This is a genomic window from Flavobacterium hydrocarbonoxydans, assembly GCF_009789235.1.
Taxonomy (GTDB): Bacteria; Bacteroidota; Bacteroidia; order Flavobacteriales; family Flavobacteriaceae; genus Flavobacterium; species Flavobacterium hydrocarbonoxydans.
In genome coordinates this window covers 150,100-168,522 of sequence record NZ_WSTB01000006.1, presented here as the reverse complement: position 1 = coordinate 168,522, position 18,423 = coordinate 150,100, and the positions used below count along the sequence as shown (strand labels likewise).

At 36.0% G+C, this 18,423-nt stretch carries 11 protein-coding genes; 6 read left to right on the top strand and 5 right to left on the bottom strand.

Annotated elements, in window-relative coordinates:
• Positions 1 to 96: 96 nt before the first annotated feature.
• From GON26_RS12430 to GON26_RS12420, 3 genes are all read right to left on the bottom strand, one after another.
• A complete protein-coding gene (locus GON26_RS12430; RefSeq protein WP_160375090.1) occupies positions 97 to 621 on the bottom strand; it encodes a DUF4269 domain-containing protein in 525 nt (174 codons plus the stop codon).
• 148 nt (positions 622 to 769) lie between these two features.
• The gene (locus GON26_RS12425; protein WP_160375089.1) at positions 770 to 1,630 is read right to left on the bottom strand and encodes a GIY-YIG nuclease family protein; all 861 of its coding nucleotides are present in this window, start codon (positions 1,628 to 1,630) and stop codon (positions 770 to 772) included.
• Between the two features lie 123 nt (positions 1,631 to 1,753).
• Entirely contained in the window at positions 1,754 to 3,277 is a 1,524-nt protein-coding gene (locus tag GON26_RS12420; protein WP_160375088.1) for a glycosyltransferase family 39 protein, read from the bottom strand.
• Positions 3,278 to 3,514: 237 nt separating this feature from the next.
• On the opposite strand from GON26_RS12420, the gene GON26_RS12415 reads away from it, so the two are divergent.
• On the top strand, positions 3,515 to 4,603 hold the full coding sequence (locus tag GON26_RS12415; RefSeq protein WP_160375087.1) for an acyltransferase family protein: 1,089 nt from the start codon (positions 3,515 to 3,517) through the stop codon (positions 4,601 to 4,603).
• 397 nt (positions 4,604 to 5,000) lie between these two features.
• Here the strand turns inward: GON26_RS12415 and GON26_RS12410 are convergent, their stop codons facing one another.
• The gene (locus tag GON26_RS12410; RefSeq protein WP_160375086.1) at positions 5,001 to 5,306 is read right to left on the bottom strand and encodes a hypothetical protein; all 306 of its coding nucleotides are present in this window, start codon (positions 5,304 to 5,306) and stop codon (positions 5,001 to 5,003) included.
• 191 nt (positions 5,307 to 5,497) lie between these two features.
• The gene (locus GON26_RS12405) at positions 5,498 to 9,565 is read right to left on the bottom strand and encodes a hybrid sensor histidine kinase/response regulator transcription factor (RefSeq protein ID WP_160375085.1); all 4,068 of its coding nucleotides are present in this window, start codon (positions 9,563 to 9,565) and stop codon (positions 5,498 to 5,500) included.
• A gap of 936 nt (positions 9,566 to 10,501) precedes the next feature.
• Between GON26_RS12405 and GON26_RS12400 the strand changes: the two genes are divergently transcribed.
• From GON26_RS12400 to GON26_RS12380, 5 genes are all read left to right on the top strand, one after another.
• Positions 10,502 to 13,444, top strand: coding sequence for a SusC/RagA family TonB-linked outer membrane protein (locus GON26_RS12400; RefSeq protein WP_160375084.1), 2,943 nt, complete (start codon positions 10,502 to 10,504; stop codon positions 13,442 to 13,444).
• 10 nt (positions 13,445 to 13,454) lie between these two features.
• A complete protein-coding gene (locus tag GON26_RS12395; RefSeq protein WP_160375083.1) occupies positions 13,455 to 15,062 on the top strand; it encodes a RagB/SusD family nutrient uptake outer membrane protein in 1,608 nt (535 codons plus the stop codon).
• A 31-nt stretch (positions 15,063 to 15,093) separates the two neighbouring features.
• A complete protein-coding gene (locus GON26_RS12390) occupies positions 15,094 to 16,161 on the top strand; it encodes a SusE domain-containing protein (protein WP_160375082.1) in 1,068 nt (355 codons plus the stop codon).
• Between the two features lie 109 nt (positions 16,162 to 16,270).
• Positions 16,271 to 17,368: a glycoside hydrolase family 53 protein gene (locus GON26_RS12385; RefSeq protein WP_202110871.1), complete on the top strand. Its 1,098-nt coding sequence runs from the start codon at positions 16,271 to 16,273 to the stop codon at positions 17,366 to 17,368.
• Positions 17,369 to 17,371: 3 nt separating this feature from the next.
• On the top strand, positions 17,372 to 18,403 hold the full coding sequence (locus GON26_RS12380) for a glycoside hydrolase family 53 protein (RefSeq protein ID WP_230407936.1): 1,032 nt from the start codon (positions 17,372 to 17,374) through the stop codon (positions 18,401 to 18,403).
• The last annotated feature ends 20 nt before the right edge of the window (positions 18,404 to 18,423 follow it).

Sequence of the window (18,423 nt, the reverse complement as noted above, 5' to 3'; positions counted from 1 at the left end):
TTATTTTTTTAATATCAAAATAGACTTGGTTTTTTGTTTTGTTGAGGTGTTAATTTGTTTAATGCTAGTAGTTTATATTTTTGTAGTGGTGTTGCCTTACATCTTGTATTTTAATAAAGCTTCAAAAGGATTGCCTTTTAAGCCTAATAATAAGGCAAAAGCAGGCTCGGTTTTGTATCCTTTTTGCTTGAGTTTGATGATTTCCAAGCGAAAACTTTCCTCTTTTGATTCCAGAATTTCATGTTCGATTAGCAGGTGAAGGTAGCCATTCTGATTTCTGACCGGAATGTTTTGTCCAAATATCTCAATTTCGAAGTTCTCTATTCTAAAATTTGCAATAACCGTTTCATGAGCATCAATAACCGTTTCACGAAGTGTAAACTGATTTTCCTTACTGAAATGAAATTCCAGCATTGCAATAAAAGGAGCTTTGTCCTCCCAATAACAAAGGATATCAAGATCGCTGTTATCAATAGCAATGTTTATCGGAATTGTTCCTGCCAGAATAGGGTCGTAGGGAGCCATTTTAGACAAAACCTTATGTTGTGTCAGCACTTCAAAAGCCTGAACCTGCTTTAAGCTTCCTTTTTTTAAATAGTCTATAGTGCTAAAATCGATCATTAGGTATAAGTTATAACCCGTTGAGGTTTAATGATTAAAAATTTAATTAAACACATAGAAAACATAGATTTTATGATTTTGAAAAAAAGGAAATCAAAAAGAAACTCGTTTCTTCACACATAGCTATGTTAGCGATTCGGGCTTTTTGTTAGTCTTTTTTGTTTTTTCGGTTTAATAAAGGTTTGTGTTTTTTTATTAAATATTCTTCTAATTCGTAGCGTCCAAATACAACTGGAAAAAGTGTCGCTTTACACGTTTTTAAAAATTCTGTTACTTTTTTGTCTTCTGTTTCGCTAAAGTACCTTTTTTTACCTTTAATTTCTTGAAGTTCAAAACCAAAAATGTCAGTACCAATGTGCCTTCGAAGGGCAGAAAAATATGTTCGTCCACTATGAGTTTTTATTCGCTCTCCAATATCCGAACTTTCACCAATATAAATTAGTTTGTTTGATTTGTCTTTTACGAGGTACAGTCCAGCCATGCTGATAGTTTTTGTGTCAAACCAAGATGTAAAAGTTGATTTTAGAATTTTAGTTTCTCCTTCTTCTAAAAGTGTTGCGAAATTTGCTTGAACAGCATTCCAAAGTCCTTTTTGGTCAGAAATTGCAAATTTTTTCCTTTTGTCAAGTTGGAAGCCGTTAAGTTTTGTTGGTAAGTTTACAATTCCAAATTCTTCAACTTCTTTTCTTCCAATGTTTGTCGAAATAAATTGAATTTTAAACTTGTCAATTGTTGTAGGTTTTGTAAGTAGATTTGCAGAATTTAGTTTCTCGAAGTTCTTGTAAAAAGTCGATGTTGTTGGTTTGAATTGTTGTTTAAGTCTTTTAATAAGTTCTTTTCCTTCTCCAACATAAAATGGAACTTTATCAAGCGAAATTAGATAATTTCCAAAGCCTTTTTCATTAACAGTCGAAGTGTCGCAAAACGTTTGAGTTTTCAATTTGTTAAGTCCGCACGATAAAATTTCGTCTGATTGTTTCTGAATTATGTCCCAACTAAATTTTGTCATTTTTGTTTGTAATTTTTAGTTTCACATTCTGTCGTTTTAGTCTGACCGCTAACTATGTGTTTTAATGCAAGTGAAACGCCTTTTTTGAGTTTAATAAGCTATGTTTTCTATGTGTTAAACGAATTACTCGTAATTTTTTTCTTCCTTGATTTCGTACTCAATTCTTTTGTTGATATCAACCTTTGCATTAGTAAATACAAAAATAGTGGTTTTGTATTCCCGCGCATAAATATTGGTTATTTCACCCGCTATGGCTGAGGTTTGAAAGTACGGACTCGTTTCGGCAAATTCGGTATTGTTTTCTTCATATTCTTTAATTCGGATAAGATTTTTATAGGAAACCGTAAGATCAAACCAATTGACATAATCGGCATTAAACGAAACGGCTTTTATCCCTTTTTCAGAATAATAATTAATCGCTCCGGCCTGTCCGTAATTGTCACAAAGCACCAGCGTTAATTCCGGATTAGGGAGCGTTGCATATACCGAGTCGGTTTTTCGTGCCAGTTCTTTCCAGCCCAGCATATCGGCAAAATCCTGAGGCAAAGCATGATCTTTACCATCTTCCCAACGCAACATGCCGAGATCTTTGTATTTTTCAGAATGTGCAACAATGTATTCAGGCGTTTTGTTTGGAAAAAGCAGCTGGTACATCGGAATAAAAAACAACAGCGGAAGGAGGATAAACACAGGCTGCAGATAACGCTTCCAGCCCGTTTCTAAAATCTTTGAAAGAAATACAGCCCCAAAAGCAATATAAATGGGGTATAAACCAATGGCGTAATACGATTTTGCTTTAAAATATAAAAAGACAACGAGGGTGAAAAGGATAGAAGCAAAGAAGAATTTATATTTTTCGAAAGGCTTATAAAACAATAAAGCATAAAGCCCGGACAGAATAACCAAAAAGCCTCCAATAAAAAAGAGGACTTGTTCTTTTAGAAAACCCAAACGATCAACATTGACCAATTGTGTTTCGGCAAGTTCTTTCATGTGATGCACAATCGGGAATTGGTTGTTGTATTGCCAGATGATATTGGGAATAATGAGTAATACACCAAGAAGCAAAGCAAAATAAAGGTGTTTTTGTACCAATATACGCCTTTGTTCAGTAAGCAGTAGAGCGGGCAACAAACCAATAAGCAGAAACAAAATATTGTATTTGTTCAGGAAACCAAAAGCAAATACGACGGCACCAGCATACAGCCATTTTTTTTCTTCGGTAGTCAAATATAGAATTGCGGTATAATAAAAAGCAGTCCAGCATAAAACATCCAGCGAATTGGGCTGGTAAAGCATATTGATTCGCAGCAAACACGAAAACACCATACAGGTCGCGCCCAGAATCAAAGCATATAAATTGCCTTTGAGTAATTCAATGGTTTTCCAGACGATGAGCAGGGTAAGCACACCAAAAAGAGCCGGAAAGAACTTCACCCAAAAAAACGAATTGCCAAGCAAAAGAATCAGATAAGAAAACCACGAAGTCACCGGAGGAACTGACAGATAGCCCCACGCCAGATGATGTGCCTGATCGAGATGCAGATATTCATCACGTTGTAAATCGTATTCAGGGCTTATCAAGACATATTGTAGAACAAATTTTAAAATAATAAAACCGATCAGAATTACTGTTTTTTTATTCATTTGGAGTGTGGTTTTTTTGTTTTTGGAAGCTTACCATATTGGGTAAATTTTAGCTAATATATTATTTATTTGGCATAAACGAATAAGATATAAAGTATATAAACGAATCATTTTATAGTAATTCATTATAATTTCATAATAGATGTTCTGTTATTTTTGGTGTAATATGATGAAGATGTCAAAAATTATAATTTGATTTGTAATTCTTAACCCAAAACTAATTTCAATTAATAAAGAATGGCATTCTCTGAAGTTTCCCCAAACATTTTAAAAAACAAACAGCATTACGAAATTTTAGACGGCCTTAGAGGTGTGGCTGCGGTTTCGGTAGTTGTTTTTCACTTTATGGAATTTGTGTATCCTAATTATGCAGATAATTTTATTGCACACAGTTACCTGGCCGTCGATTTCTTTTTCTGTTTGTCCGGTTTTGTACTGGCTTACGCCTACGATAACAGAATTGCCGAGATGGGAATCGCTACATTTTTTAAACTAAGATTGATCCGTTTACAGCCATTGGTAGTCATAGGGGCGATATTAGGTTTATTGACATTTGTTTTTGACCCGTTTAGCGATTTGTATGCGAAGTATGGGTTATGGGAAACCGTAAAAATGTTTTTCTCGTCCTGTTTCATGATTCCGTATCCGCTGGTACAGGAACGTTACTTTAATCTTTTTCATCTTAATCCGCCTACATGGTCGTTGTTTTGGGAGTATGTAGCGAATGTTTTTTATGCGTTTCTGCTGTATAAACTAAATAATAAAATCCTGTGGATACTGACTTTAGTGGCAGCAGTCATTCTTTGTTTTGTGGCTTTTGATGCCAATTATGTAGGAGTAGGCTGGAGCGGTGATAGTTTTTTTGGAGGTGGCGCCCGCGTGTTTTATTCTTTTCTTGCCGGAATGCTGGTGTATCGTTTCAATTGGATCATCAAATCCAGATTGGGTTTTGTCTCTTTGTCGGTATTGCTTGTGGCTGCATTCGTGGTTCCATTTATAAAAGAATATAACTGGTTTATCGATGCTTTTATAGTAGTGGTTTATTTTCCTTTCCTAGTTGCATTGGGGGCAGGTGCCGAGCTGTTGCCCGGTTTCAAGAAGATATGTAAACTATCAGGAGATATTTCGTATCCTTTATATATGGTTCATTATCCTTTTCTTTGGGTGTTTTATAGTTATATCGAAAAATACAAACCCGATATGACGTTTATGAATATTTGTAGCGTAATAGGATTAGTTGCTTTACTGATTTTCTCGTATTTGATGATGCAATTTGTAGATGTTCCTATTCGTAAATTTCTTCTAAACAAAATGAAGCGATCGTAAAAGGATCATTTTATATAAGGAAGAACTCGTTGGGTGAAATTATTTTAACACATAGAAAACATAGTTTATTGAACTCAAAAAAGGCGTTTCACTTGCATTAAAACACATAGCTATGTGTGAAGAAACGAGTTTCTTTTTAATTTCCTTTTTTTCAAAATCATAAAATCTATGTTTTCTATGTGTTTATTAAATTTTATTAATTACACCCAACGGGTTAAGGAAGATGTTATTTTGAAAGCGCCATCAGGGTTAGATATTGATAATTATTATATTTCACCCCTATTGAATATGCTATAGAAAGCTCCAGCGGAGCGACATATTTATAGAAAATCATTTTCGTCTCATAATAAAACTCCAGCGGAGTGACATATTTATAGTAACTTAGAGAGTAAGCTTCCTAATTTAGAGAATAGCCCTGGTATTTTGTAGAGTAAGCTTTGTAACTTAGAGAATAGCCTTGGTATTTTGTAGAGTAAGCTTCGTAACTTAGAGAATAGTCTTGGTATTTTGTAGAGTAAGCTTCGTAATTTAGAGAATAGCCCTGGTAATTTGTAGAGTAAGCTTCGTAACTTAGAGAGTAGTCTTGGTATTTTGTAGAGCAAGCTTCGTAACTTAGAGAATAGCCTTGGTAATTTGTAGAGTAAGCTTCGTAACTTAGAGAATAAGCTTGGTAAAGTAATGAGGAAGTTTGGTAGCTTATCAAATAAGTACTAACGAAGAAAATTAAACCAAAAATCCATTATAATCTGCGTTTTGGCAAAGCCAATCCGTATCATCCGCAGACCATAAGATAGCATTTAAACAAAAAAGCCTCAGATTTCTCTGAAGCTTTTATTGGAGCAGCGGCAAGCATCGAAAAAACTAACCCCTTTGTTCAATAGTATGGCATTTGCATCATAAATCTTCTTTCTGAATGATATTCAATTCCTTGTTAAAAGAATTTCTATATTTTTTGATATATTCTGAAGGTTTCATCCCAAACAATTTTACAAACTGTTCACGGAAATAGCGCTGATCTTCTATACCCACCTGAGGCCCTACCTGCGCAATATTAATATTTTCAGTAAGCATAATTACTGCGGCTCTGCGGATTCTGATCGATCTGATGAAAACATTTACGGTTTGTCCCGAAATTGCTTTAATCTTTTTGTAAAGACTGGAATGACTCATGCCCATTGCAGTAGAGAAACTCTTTAGATTAAATTCGCTGTTTTCAAGATTGGCTTCGACGATTTCGATACATTTATCCAGAAATTCTTTGTATTCAAGAGGAACCTTATTTAGATTTTCACGAAGCGTAATACTGTTTAAGAAATACTTGCGCAATTGTCCTCTGTTTCGAAGAACAGCATCAACACGTGCCAGAAGTATGTCACTGTTAAAAGGTTTGGTAACATAATCGTCTGCACCTTCGGTAATACTTTGCAAATGAATATCATTGCTGGTTGTCGCCGTGAGAAGTATCACCGGAATATGGCTTAAATCATCATTTTGTTTGATTTTTTTGCATAAATCCAAACCGTTCATACCCTCCATAGCAATATCACTTAGAACAATATCAGGCATGTGTTTTTCGACAAGTTTTAGTCCCTCCAGCCCATTTGCTGCCGAATACACTATATAGTTGTTGGTAAAAAGCTGAACCAGATAATGATTCATTTCGGGATTGTCTTCCACAATTAGCAATACTTTTTTGGTACTGATTAATGCTGAGTGTATGTTTTCAGGATGCAATAGAGGATCTTTGCTTTTATCTAAATTGTGGCTCTCTGCCGGCATCCCTTCAAGAAGTTCACCCACAAGAGGCGACATTTGCGAATGGTTCTCATTTATGTTCATTTCGGCAAAGTGATTTTTTCCTTTTGGAAGTATAATGGTAAACGAAGTACCTTTTCCTACTTTGCTTTTGCATCGTATTTCACCAGAATGTTTATTCACAAAATATTTCACCACATAAAGACCTATTCCAAATCCATTACTGCTTTTAGACTGAGCCTGTTTAAATTTTTCAAAAATAGTATCAATTTCATTCTCACTTATACCGCTTCCGGTATCTGATATGATAATAGAAACATCAGCAATATTCTCGATTATCTCAATACTGATGGATCCGTTATTGGGTGTAAATTTGAAAGCATTTGAAATTAAATTGAAAAGACTAATCTCTATTTTTTCATAATCACCATATATTTCAACAGCTATTTTTTCTTCAATAAACTGATAATTCAAATTTTTAACCGCTGCCATTTGTGTAAAGCTGTCGTAGATTTCACGGCACAGGTTGTTTAAATTAATTTTAGAAATTTTGAGTTCATCAAGATCTGTTTCCGCTTTTCTAAAAAGCAATAACTGATCGGTGAGACTCAATAATCTTTTTGCATTTTTGTAGGCAAAATTCAGATCAAGATCATCTTCAGAACTGTTTTTTCTATCAATGGCACTCTTTAGCGGATTTATAATTAGAGATAGGGGAGTGCGCAGTTCGTGTGCCATATAGGTAAACATAGAAGACTGTTTTTCGGCATGTTCTTTGTCTTTTTCATGCTCCATACGGGCCAGTTTTATTTCGTAGCGAAGCCTTTCCTTGTTTTTATGATAAAGTACATACGCGTAAATCGCAGCAGCAGCTGCAATCAGATAAAGGGTATAAGCCCACCATGTTCTATACCAGGGCGGAAGGATTTTTACCGTCGCGAGTGTTACTTCCTGGGTCCAATTTCCTAAAACATCGGTTGTTTTTACTTTAAAAACATAGGTTCCTTCGGTCAGCCTGGAATAATTTGCCCTGTTATTCTTTGAGGTATAATTCCAGTCTTTGTCCCATCCTTCGAGATAATAGGCGGAATTGTTTTTTTCAGAATTGATATAATCCAAATACACAAAATCAAAACTCACGGCCGATTTTTCATAAGGAAGTTCGGCACCGCTTATCATTTCGAGCTTTTTTTCGGTGATGTAAGGACTGTCCAATTTTAAGGACTGATTGTTTACCAGCAAATCATTTAATAAAAATTTGCCGGTATTTTTTTTGTCTTTTATAGTATTAGGATCAAAAACATTGAATCCGTTTATACCGCCAAAAATAAATTCCCCAGTCGAAAGTTCGGTACCCGCATTCCAGCTAAATTGACTGCCCTGAAGGCCATCAGATACCCCAAAATTTCTGAAAGTATTGTTCTTAGGATTCAATCTGGAAATCCCGTGATACGTACTCATCCATAAATTTCCTTTTTTGTCTTCTAAAAGGCGAAGTATGGTATTGCTCGAAAGACCGTTTTGTGTGGTATATTTTTTAAAAGTACCTGTTTTTCGGTTAAATAAAAGCAGTCCGCCTTCAACGGTGCCAATCCAGAGATTATTGTTTTGATCTTCAGTTATACACCTAATAGTATAATCGGAATGATGGATTTTTACTTTTTTTGTTTGGGGTTCTATTTCAAAAAAAGAATTGAAAGTTCCGCCCCAGATTTTCCCGTCTTTGGTTTCATAGAGACACGTAACATCGCGTAAAGCGTTGCTGTAACAGACGAATTTATTTTGTTTTTTATCAAATTGATATAGTGCTCCGCCATTAGTAACGGCAAGCCACAGCGTTTTTTTTGAATCTATAAACAGTACCCATGATTCCTGTTCTGCTTTTTTAGTGAATGGATTATAAATAGAGAAATTCTGAATTGCTTTTGATTGTGGATCAATACGGCAGACTCCGCCTTTCCACATAGCCACCCAAATGGCATTATCAGAATCCCGGACAATGCTCGTAACAAAATTGCTCTGAATTTTTCTTCCGGCAGCAGCTGTTGTCGAGTAAACGTCATAGGTATTTTGTTTTCTGTTCCAGTATCGCATTCCGGCGCCATCAGTACCAATCCAGATATTTTTCTTTACATCTTCGCAGAAAGAAAGCATGAAGTTCGCCGCAGGATCTTCGTCTTCTTTATTCGTAAGTGGATCCTTGCTCTTAAAATGATTAAAATGGAGCGGTTTTTCTCCCATCATGCTTACGCCCCCACGAAGGGTTCCGAACCACATTTCTCCGGTTTTGCTTTCGAAAATATCATACAGCGATTTACTCTTAAGCAATGAAACAGGCCCGCTGGCACGATATAAAACAGGAGCAGACTGATTTTTGGTAAGGGTAAAAAGACCAGCTCCGTCAGTAGCAATCCAAAGTCTGTTGTCTTGCTGAAAAAAATCGCGCACAACTGTTTTTTCCAGAAAATAATTTTTAGAGTATGTGTTCAGGTTGTCATTATATAAATACGCCCCTTCGTCTGATCCAATCCAGAGCCCGTCATTGGTCAGTTTAATGCAGTTTGCACCTGTAAGGGTATCATTAAGAAGCGTTAGTTTTTTAGATTTAATATCGTACTGACAAAGCCCCTTGCCGGTTATAAAAACATAGAAAATTTGTTTTTTCGCATTATAAGCTATGGATCGTGCGATATAATTTAATTTTCCGTTGAAGGGTATCGCTGTGCCAATTTTTTCACCTTCCTTATAAAGCACAATCGCCTCTTTTGTGGCAACGAGAATGATATGTAGAGCATGTACCGCAATTATTTCGTAGGCGGTAACGTTTAAAGGTTTGATTCTTTTATTCGTATCATAATATTTCAATGGACTAAAAGAAGATCGTTCGGCATTAAAAACCACAGGACCTGCCGTAGTTCCTACCCACAAATTATTTTGAAAGTCTCCTTCGATACAGCTAATGGCATTTCCCTGAATCGAATTTGGATCTGTATGAATATGACGGTAAATTTTAAAATCATTTCCATCATATCGGTTAAGGCCATCAAAAGTTCCAAACCACATATAGCCGTTTTGATCCTGGTATATAGTCGCCACAGAATTGTTAGAAAGTCCTGATGAAATATCAAGATGTCTTATCGGGTAATTCTGTCCGGATGCATTTATATGCAAAAGACTAATAACAAGAAAGAACATTAACTTATTCATAGATTTTTATTTAAAGTCCGTTGCTCTTTTATATACGAAAAAAAGAAGAGAGCTGATCTCAAAGCTGTATCGATTTTTATGTGAATATATGAATCTGTGTACTTTGCGAAAGTAACACAATTATTATATAATGTGTAAATAGAACATTTGTTTTTTAAAGGATTGCCGGGTTATAATTTTACTGTTTTTCGCAAAGAACGTAACTGTTTTTATTTAAGAATACCTGGAGTTCTCAAGACTAAGAGTAAAAAACGTAGTGTTCTCTACGTCTTTGCGTGATTCAATTTTTTTGTTTTAATTTTTTCATTCCAATTTTCCGTAGAGACGCACAGCAGTGCGTCTTGCATCATTTTAATAAATTGTGGTTACGTAACGTAAAGACGCACTGCTGTGCGTCTCTACAGTGCGTCTCTTGTGGTGATTTTTTCAAGATTAATATTTTTTTAAAGAATAAACCGGTTAAAAACCACAATTAATTGATTGCTAATTCCATTTTTTTAAAGGTTTAAAATTCATAGTATCATTTTTTTTAGATTAAAAAATTGAATAATATGTTTTTATTAAGTGTCGCACGCACACTTTTACGAAATTGTCCCCTTTTATAAATGAATTGTCCCCTGTCTTAATAACGAACTCTGTACTTAATTTGCAAAGTGAGTTGATAAGCTATAACGTTTGAGTAGTACTACACTATTTTTTGTTCAGAGTAAGTCAGTCAAGAGAAAAACTAACCCATTATTGTAACCAAAAACAATTTAAACATGACCAGCATTTCAATTAAAATTTACAGAGGAAAACCTATTCTTATTTATTAAAAAAAGAGAAGAGCCCTATTTTAAGAAGCAGATTATACCACTAACTTCTATAGCTCTGTTACCATTTTGTAATTAATACTAATAAACAAAAACTAACTTAAACCAAACCCATTAAAAAAGTATGAAAAGAATTAAAAACAAACTTTTACTTTTATTACTGCTGCTCCCTTTTGGTGTTTTCGCCCAAAACACAATAAGTGGAATTGTTCTGGAAAAAAGCTCCGGACAGCCTATACCAGGAGCAAACATAAAAGTAACCGGAGGGAACCAAAATACCACCACAGATTTTGATGGAAAATTTCAATTATCAGGAGTAAAAACCGATAATAAAATTGTTTTTTCCTATACCGGTTATACCAATCAGACCATTACTGTTGGTGCTCAGAAAAACATAACGGTATATCTCGAAGAAGACAATAATGTACTAAAAGAAGTAGTCGTTCAGGTAGGATACGGAAGTGTCAAAAAGAAAGATGCGACCGGTGCAGTGACTGCACTTACCGCTAAAGATTTTAATAAAGGAAATAACATTACAACTGAAAACCTCCTTAACGGTAGAGTTGCGGGTTTGACAATTAATTCTTCGGGAGCACCTGGCTCATTATCAGAGATAAGAATTAGGGGAGGAAGCTCCCTTTTTGCAAGCAACAACCCATTAATTGTTATTGACGGATTGCCTCTTGAAAATACAACCAATACAGGTTCTGCTTCGTTTTTAGCTTCTTTAAACCCTGCAACTGTAGAGTCGATGACGGTTTTAAAAGATGCATCGGCAACGGCTATTTACGGTTCAAGAGCTTCAAACGGTGTGATTATTATTACCACTAAAAAAGGAAGCAAAACCTTATCTGTAGATTACAACGTACAATATTCAGCAGGAAAACTTACTAAAACGGTAGATGTTTTTAATGCGGATGAATTTAGAAACATTATTGCCGACAGAAGACCTGATGATCTGGATAAATTAGGAACGGCAAATACAGACTGGCAAAAAGCCATTTACAGAAACACCGGATCTCTGGATCAGAGTTTAGCGGTGAGAGGAAGTTTATTTGGGGTTATTCCAACAAGTTTAACGTTAGGAAATACAGATCAGCAAGGTTTGCGTTTAACGAATGAATTTAAAAGAAACACCGTTGGTTTAGTAATGAATCCTTCATTCTTTGAAAATCATTTAAAAGTAAAATTATCTGCCAATTATGCCAACGAAAAAAACAGATTTACAGATGGTGTAGAAGGTGCTGCTATTGGTTTCGACCCAACTCAGCCTATTAAAGTAGATGGTGCGCCTTACGGAGGTTATTTTGAATATACAACCGGAATGGACGCTAACGGAAATTATCCTTTAGTTGCTACCGCAGCCCGAAATCCAGTTTCGCAATTAATGAATACACGCGATATAGGAAGAAATGACCGCTTTTTTGGAAACTTTGAAGTAGATTATAAATTTCATTTCTTGCCAGAACTAAGAGCTGTTGTAAATGTTGGTTTTGATGAATCAAACGGAGACAGAACGAGATTGGTAGATGCCAGTGCAGGTTCTGCACCATCAAACAATAACATTCCGTATGGTACCAATGAATATACCGAAGCCAGAAGACAAAATAAATTATTAGATTCTTATCTGGTTTACAATAAGACTTTTAACTCCTTAAACTTCGAGTTTACAACGGGATATTCGTATCAAAAATTTGAAAGTTCAAGATTTGAAACAGGTAATATTTTAAATCCTGATCTTCCGTCAACATTTCCGGAAACCACTACTGATACCGATCAGTTTTTAATTGGATTTTTTGCCAGAACCAACTTAAATTTCAGAGATAAATACTTACTGACTTTGTCTTACAGAAGAGACGGTTCATCAAAATTTGAAGAAGAAAACCGTTGGGGAAATTTCCCTTCAGTAGCTTTTGCATGGAAAATCAAAGAAGATTTCTTTAAGGACAACAACACCTTATCCGACTTAAAACTACGTTTGAGTTATGGTATTACAGGTCAGCAGGATATTCCGGAACCAAACGGATACCTTCAGAAATACCAATTAGGAGGAGGAAATTCTGAATACTATTTTGGATCAGATGCAATACCTGTTGCCCTGCCTTATAAAGTAACTAAGAATTTAAAGTGGGAAGAAACCACAACCTACAATGCAGGTCTTGATTTTGGATTTTTAGACAACAGAATCACAGCCGGATTAGATGTGTACTACAAAGAATCCAAAGATTTATTAGCAAATGCAGCTGCCGCAGATGGAAGTAATTATTCAAACAGGGTATATCAAAACATTGGTAGCTTTACGACTAAAGGAATCGAATTTACCGTTAATGCAACCGCAATTAAAACGACGGATTTTAACTGGAATATGAATTTCAACGCCTCTAAATTTGAAAGAAGAATTACAGAATTAGCTTTTAATTCGGATATCTTTTTAGGAGACAACATTGCCGGTACCGGAACTCCTGGACAAATTTTCAGCGAAGGATATACGCCTTATTCTTTCTTTGTTTACAAACAATTGTACAACAGCGAAGGCAAACCAATTGATGGTGCTTTTGCAGATTTAAATGGCGATAATATCAAAAATGATTCGGATAAATACATCTATAATAATCCTGATCCTGATTTTACTTTAGGCTTCGCATCGAACATGAATTACAAACAATTTGACTTTTCTTTCAATTTAAGAGCCAGTATTGGTAACCGCATTTTTAATGCAGTAGATGCCAGCAGAGCACAATATGATGCTATGGAAAATGGTGGTGTTTTAAGCAATATTCCGTCTCAGGTAACTGAAACTAATTTCCAGACCACTTCAAATGTTGTATTATCAGATCTTTATATTGAGAATGCTTCTTTCTTAAAAATGGATAACATTACGTTAGGATATACTTTGACAAACTGGTTAAACAGTAAAGCTTCCTTAAGAGTATCAACTGGTGTTCAGAATGTTTTTGTACTTACTAAATACAGTGGTTTAGATCCTGAAATCACGAACAACGGTGTTGACAAAACCATTTATCCAAGACAACGATCTATCTTATTTGGTCTTAATCTTAAATTTTAATAAAGCAACCATGAAAAAATATATTTTACTAACAATAATAGTACTAAGTGCAGTTTTTCAGTCTTGTACAGATGACTTAAACGTAGTCTCTGAAGATGACGACGTACTTTCGGAAGATGTTTTATTCTCAACCCCTGAAGGTTACAAAAAAGCCTTTGCAGGTGTTTACGGAAACCTTACGCTTACCGGTGTTTTAGGTCCTGACAATTCTTCGCTTGAAGGTGTAGATGCAGGAACAAGCCAGTTTACAAGATGTTTATTGTATCTGCAGGAGTTAACAACAGACGAGTTAATATGGAGTTATGAAAATGATGGTGGAACTGCTGAATTACAACGTAATATCTGGACACCGGCCAACCCGGTTATTTTAGGAATGTTCAGCCGTACAATGGTTTCGGTTTCGTATGCCAATGAGTTTTTACGCCAGAGTACTCCTGAAAAATTAAGCTCACGTGGAATTAATGATGCTGCCACTTTAGCCAATATCGAATTGTACCGAAAAGAAGTTCGTGTTTTAAGAGCCTATGCGTATTACAACATGATGGATTTATTTGGTAAAGCTCCAATGTACACTGAAAATGATCCTATCAACTTCGCAGGTCCTGAATACAACAGAAAGCAATTATTTACTTTTATCGAAAGCGAATTAAAAGCGGTTTTACCAGACTTAAAAGCAGCCAGAACTAATGAATACGGAAGACTAGATCAATCGATGGCCCGCATGATTTTAGCTAAATTGTATCTAAATGCTCAGGTATATATTCAGGAGAATCGTTTTGATGACTGTATTACAATGTGCAACGAAGTTATTGCAGGCGGTTATACTTTAAAACCAAAATATCTGGATAACTTTAAAGCAGATAATGACACCTCTGAAGAAATCATCTTCGCAATCCAGTCAGATGGATCCGTTTCTCAAAACTGGGGTGCTACAACGGTTTTAACCAATGGCCAGATTGGAGCCTGGGAAAACAATGGCGCCGATTTTGGAATTGGAGGCTGGACAGGCGCACTTAGAATCAGAAAAGAATTTGTTCAGAAATTCGATGGTACAAAATTCAGTCAGGATACCAGAAACACGATCGGAAAAGGTGTTCAGGGCGATCCTTCAAAACAAAGAACAATTGATATTGCTGATATTGGGGTAAAAACTCAGGGTTATATTTTATCTAAATTCTCCAATAAAACTTCAACAGGAGTAAATGGAGTAAGCTCTACGTACGCCGATACAGATTTTCCTTTATTCAGATTAGCCGATGTTTACCTGATGTATGCTGAAGCTACTTTAAGAGGCGGAAACGGGACAACTGCTCAGGCATTGGATTATGTAAATGCTTTAAGAAGAAGAGCCAATAGCAATTCGAATGTAGGGAATATCCTTTCAAGCGAATTAACGCTGGATTTTTTAATTGATGAAAGAGCACGCGAATTACACTGGGAAGCACACCGCAGACAAGATTTAATCCGTTTTGGAAAATTTACAGGAGGATCGTACAACTGGTCATGGAAAGGAAATTCTTCTAAAGGAATCGCTATCCCTTCGCACATGAATGTTTTCCCTATTCCGGAAGGATCATTGGGAGCGAACAGAAATCTGACTCAAAACACGGGCTACTAAACTTTTTTTTTAAAATATAAACGATACAAAAATGAAAAACATATATAAACTTCTTGCAATTGTTGCACTAGTTACAGGACTTTGGTCTTGTGAAAACGAAGAAAACTTAATGATCTTAGAGGCTCAGGAACCTGCTTTTGCAATCATTACACCGGAGAGCGGTTCAGCTACAATTCTAAACAAAGAGACACCCAACAATACGGCCCTGACTTTGACCTGGGAAAAAGTATCCTACGGAACACCTACCATTGTGACTTACACAGTTCAGTTTGCTTCTAGTAATACTGAATTTGCAGCACCGGTAGATATTACAACGACAACCTCTACACATGCCATTATTAGTGTGTCTGAGCTTAACGCAAAAGCGCTTGAACTTGGACTTTTACCTGATGTTGAAGGAACACTTGATGTTAGAATTAAATCTACAGTAGGAACAACGCTTTCTGAGCCAAAACTTTCTACTCCTATTACAATTACATTAACTCCTTACAGAGGCGTATTCCCTAAAGTTGATTTGTTCTTAGTAGGTCCGGGTACTGCTGCAGGATGGAGTGTGACAAGCAATAACATGCCAATTTACAGAGATACAAAAGACAATACAAAACACTATTATACAGGATATTTTAACCCGGATGGTTTTAAATTAATCGAACAAGTTGGCTTCTGGGCTCCGGCTTACGGAACAAACGGCGCTAAAGTACAGTACAGAGCTACCGAAAGCGATACAGATCCGGGTGTTTTCCCTACGTCAGCGGCAGGTTATTATTCTTTTGAAATTAATCTGGAAGAACTAACGTATAAAATTGAGCCATACACAGGGCCAATGACTACTTATGCTACTATTACTTTGACAGGATCTGTATTAACAGGTGATGATGCTGGATGGAACATGGAGGTTCCTTTAGTTCAGTCAGCATTTGATGCCCATATCTGGAAAGTGAATCAAACTTTAAAAGCCGGAAAAATGAAATTTAAAGCAAACAACAGCTGGGATGTAAGCTGGGGCGATGATGGAGGAGATATTATTGTTGAAGCTGGAAAATACGACATTTGGTTCAATGATTTAGACGGTCGTTATATGTTTATTCCTACTCCATAAGTTGAATTAAAAAAATAAGACAAGCCTCAATAAGTTTTATTTTGAGGCTTCTCTTTACATTAAAAAAAGTATTTTTAAATTCAAAATTTCATTAATTATAACTCATATCATGAGAAAATATATAAAAATTCTTGGGTTACTTGCTATAACGGCAATTCAGTTTTCATGCTCCGGTAATGATGCTGCAGAGCCTGAAGTGGTAAACCCTCCTGATGCAACGGATACTTTTATCAGAGCTTCTGATGTTTCTTTTCTTCCTCAGATGGAAGCTTTGGGAACTAAATTTTACAGCAATGGCAAAGCCGAAAGCATGCTTACCACACTAAGAAGTGCTGGTTGTAATACAGTCCGAATTCGTTTATGGAAAAACCCCGTAAACGGACGTTCCGGCTTAAACGAAGTAAAACAATTGACTAAAAAAGCCAGACAAGCCGGTTTAAGAATATGGATAACAGTACATTATTCTGATGATTGGGCTGATCCGGGAGTACAGACTGTTCCTGAAGAATGGAAAAATTTATCTTTTACCGATTTAAAAACGGCTGTTACCAATTACACCTCGACAATTATAACCGAAATCAACCCTGATATTATTCAGATTGGTAATGAAATCAACAGTGGTCTTTTATGGCCGCAGGGAAACTTAATCAGTAACGAACAACAATGTATTGCTTTGTTAAGTGCTGCCAGTGCAGCCGTTCGCAGCAAAGCTCCTAATACCAAAATAATGATTCATTATGCTGGTGTAAATGGTGGTGGTACCGATTGGTTTTTCAATAAAATGAAAACAATCGATTACGATTATATCGGATTATCCTATTACCCAATCTGGCACGGAAAAGATTTAACTGAGGTAAAAAATACAATCGATGCCTTAGGAAAAAAATACGGTAAAAAAGTGCTTATTGCCGAAACTGCCTATCCTTTTACTCTATTGTATAACGACCAGACCAATAATATTGTAGGCTCAAGCGATCAGCTGGTTCCGGGTTATCCTGCAACTCCTGCCGGACAAAGAACTTTTGTTTTGGATATTAAAAATCTGGTAAAATCATCCGAATTTGGGCAAGGATTTGCGTATTGGGGTGGCGAATGGGTTGCTTTTAAAGGGCCACAATCCAAAAGCGGTTCTACTTTCGAAAATCAGGCATTGTATAGTTTTGATAATAATGCGTTATCTGTAATGCAGTCTTTCAGTAAAGAATAAAACATGAAAAAATCACTTAAAATTGTTTCCTTTTTGATGCTAACTGCCGTTCTGTTTACGTCATGTAAATCTAAAATGGCAACTGAGAAATCCTCTTTTTCAAAAGGAGCTGATGTAGGCTGGCTGCCACAGATGGAAGCAACCGGTTATAAATTTTATGATACAGACGGCTCTGAAAAAGACTGTCTTCAATTATTAAAAGACCGTGGTATAAACACTATTCGTTTACGTGTCTGGGTAAATCCAAATGATGATAAAGCCAGCGGACATTGCAGTCCGGAAGAAACGGTAGTCATGGCAGTTCGTGCGCAAAAAATGGGAATGCGAATTATGATCAATTTTCATTACAGCGATTCCTGGGCAGATCCGGGCAAACAAAATAAACCTGCAGCCTGGGCAAAACATTCTTTTCCAGAATTGTTAACCGATGTTTACCAGCATACTTTTGATGTTTTGCAACTGCTAAAAAAAGCAGGAGTAACGCCAGAATGGGTTCAGGTTGGAAACGAAATCCCAGGCGGAATGCTTTGGCCGGAAGGTAATACAGATAATTTTAATCAGTTGGCACAATTGCTTAATAAAGGATACGAGGCGACAAAAGCGATCGATTCGAAAATTAAAGTCATTGTTCATTTGGACGAAGGAAATAAAAGTGAAAAATTCAGATGGTTCTTTGACAAAGCCACTGAAAATAAGGTGAAATACGATGTAATTGGTTTGTCGTATTATCCGTATTGGATTAAAACCGATTATCAAAGTACTATTTTAGATCTGGAAAACAATATGAAAGACATGGCTTCCCGCTATAACAAAGAAGTTATGGTGGTTGAGGTTGGTGGCGATTACACATTGGTGCAAAACACCAAAGAAATGCTTGAAGCCACCATAAAAGCCGTAAAAAGTGTACCTGATAACAAAGGTTTAGGCGTTATTTATTGGGAACCACAAGGCGAAAAAAGCTGGAGCGGTTATCAATTAAATGCCTGGCTTCCAGACGGAAAACCTTCGCCGGCATTGGATGCTTTTAAAGAATAAAAAATAAAAAATTAAATTTC